Consider the following 1,912-nt stretch of genomic DNA (forward strand, 5'->3'; position numbering starts at 1 on the left):
TCGACGAGTGGAACAAGAGGGACGCGGAACTTACCGATGAAATCAATGCCTACAACCGTGAAAAACATGATTTCAATATCAACGACCCAGAGGAGCGCAGAAAAGCGCAAGACTATATCCGGCGTGGGCAAGAGCTGCAGGCTAAGAAAGACAAGCTATTGTATGACCAGAGAGACCTTATTCGGCAAGTAACGGAGTGCGGCGCGAAGATAGTCGATGGCCACATACAGTGGCCCGACGGGTCAACAAGTCCGACTCCTACCCCCACGCCGACACCAAGCCCAACCCGCTGAGTATCCCCATGCAGCTACAGATCACTCGGCGAAGTAGGACGTTGTACCTAGCAGCGCCAATAATCCTGACTGTGTGCTTGGCAGCCATGGGCTGCGGGTCGAATGCCAGCGACAAGTCTTCGAACACAACGTCATCGAGCGCCAAACCCTCCGCCTCATTCGCCCCAACCCCGCCGTCGATCAACGCGCCGACATTGACGTCGGGACCAGTAAGCGCGCTGCAACCGGGCTCTCCGATTATGGTTGGTGACGGAGCCGCGACCGCGGTGTGCAAAGCCGGCTTCTACATCGACTACCCCGACGCGGACCATGGCGGCAAGCGGCTGCCGGCTTTCATCACTGCTGCGCAATGTGCTCGCGGTGCTGGCAATGCACCGGTGTCGGTGATGAAGGCGGGGGCCGCTGGCCAACCACCGAGTCGAATCAAGGTCGGCCAGATTACATACGTAACTCCGGGCGACGACCAGCCAGCTGTAGCCGACGAGCCCTGGACGGTCCGGACTTCGCCCCTCGCGGTGTTCAGCTCCGGTCAACCGGACTGGGCGGTTCCGGTGGACGTCAAAGTCAATGACCAAGCGCCGACAGGCGCTACTGTTCAAGCGGTGCAGCCAGTCCAACAGCGCAAGGCGCCTGCGAAGTGGAGCAACGTAGACGGTGTCGTCGTAACCGGACATGTGCTCGACCCAGCCTCCACACCAGAGCTGAAGGACCTGCCCGCCGGAGTGGCTCGTGTCGTCGTGGCTGCAGACGACGCCGCCAAGCCCATCGAGCAGTGGGTGCTCGGTTCTCCGGTCACCGTCGACCTCGATGGCACCATCTACAACCTCGGCGTGATCACCGCCGTAGATGAGGCAAGGCACTGGATTGTGGTCGACCTCATCAATCCGCTTCTCGTGCAACAAGATGCCCGCCTGATCACGACGTGGTAAGTGTCTGAAGTACCTCCCATGGGCCAATTGTCCGCCGAAATCGCGCACGCATGCCGCGAAACCGCTGGTATATCTTTGTAATTCAGGGTCATTGGCGAGTTGGTGCGGTGCGCCGCAATGGGGTAGCTAGCGCCAGGTGCACAAACACGGAAAGCCGTACCCGCCCGCGGCAGCACCGCTGGCTAAGCGGCGACTTGTAAACAGCGCCGGATGGACGCTACACGGGCACTGTTCAACCCGGCTACGACTCGCGACCGTGAAGATCGCGATATTGTGCGGCAGTGGTGAATTGAGTTGACCGGCAAGACAACTGTCGATAGCTTGCCGGCAGCTGACGCCGGTCACGTTGAGCTCGGTGCTCGCCGGTGCTGACATCGGCATTCCTGTCGGCCGGGGCGTGTCGGCCACCCACCACATCCAGCACGTCGATGCGGGTCCGTGCTCGCATGAGTGACGCAGAACTCCGCGAACCCAAGACGGCATCGGGTGAATGGCGACGCCCCTCGTCATGCGGCAAGATTCCGCGCGTGGCTCCGTTGGCGGTCGATCCCGATGCGATGTTCATCGCGGGTGCCGCGGTGGCTGCCGTCGGTGAAGATCTGGTCGCCGCGGTGGGTTCGTTGAGGGCTGGTTTCGGTGCCAATACGGGTCAGGATGCGGCCGGTGATGTGTTTGGGTTGGGGTATCAGG

General features: G+C 61.1%; 1 protein-coding gene and 2 pseudogenes. All 3 read left to right on the forward strand.

Annotated features, from left to right (window positions below; translation table 11 throughout):
• Positions 1–293, forward strand: a pseudogene (locus F0Q45_RS28800) (hypothetical protein); the annotation flags it as partial.
• 239 nt (positions 294–532) lie between these two features.
• On the forward strand, positions 533–1,222 hold the full coding sequence (locus F0Q45_RS29755) for a hypothetical protein (RefSeq protein ID WP_262491190.1): 690 nt from the start codon (positions 533–535) through the stop codon (positions 1,220–1,222).
• Positions 1,223–1,668: 446 nt separating this feature from the next.
• Positions 1,669–1,912, forward strand: a pseudogene (locus tag F0Q45_RS25745) (hypothetical protein); the annotation flags it as partial.

The organism is Mycobacterium simiae, from assembly GCF_008370645.1.
GTDB classification, from domain to species: Bacteria; Actinomycetota; Actinomycetes; order Mycobacteriales; family Mycobacteriaceae; genus Mycobacterium; species Mycobacterium simiae_A.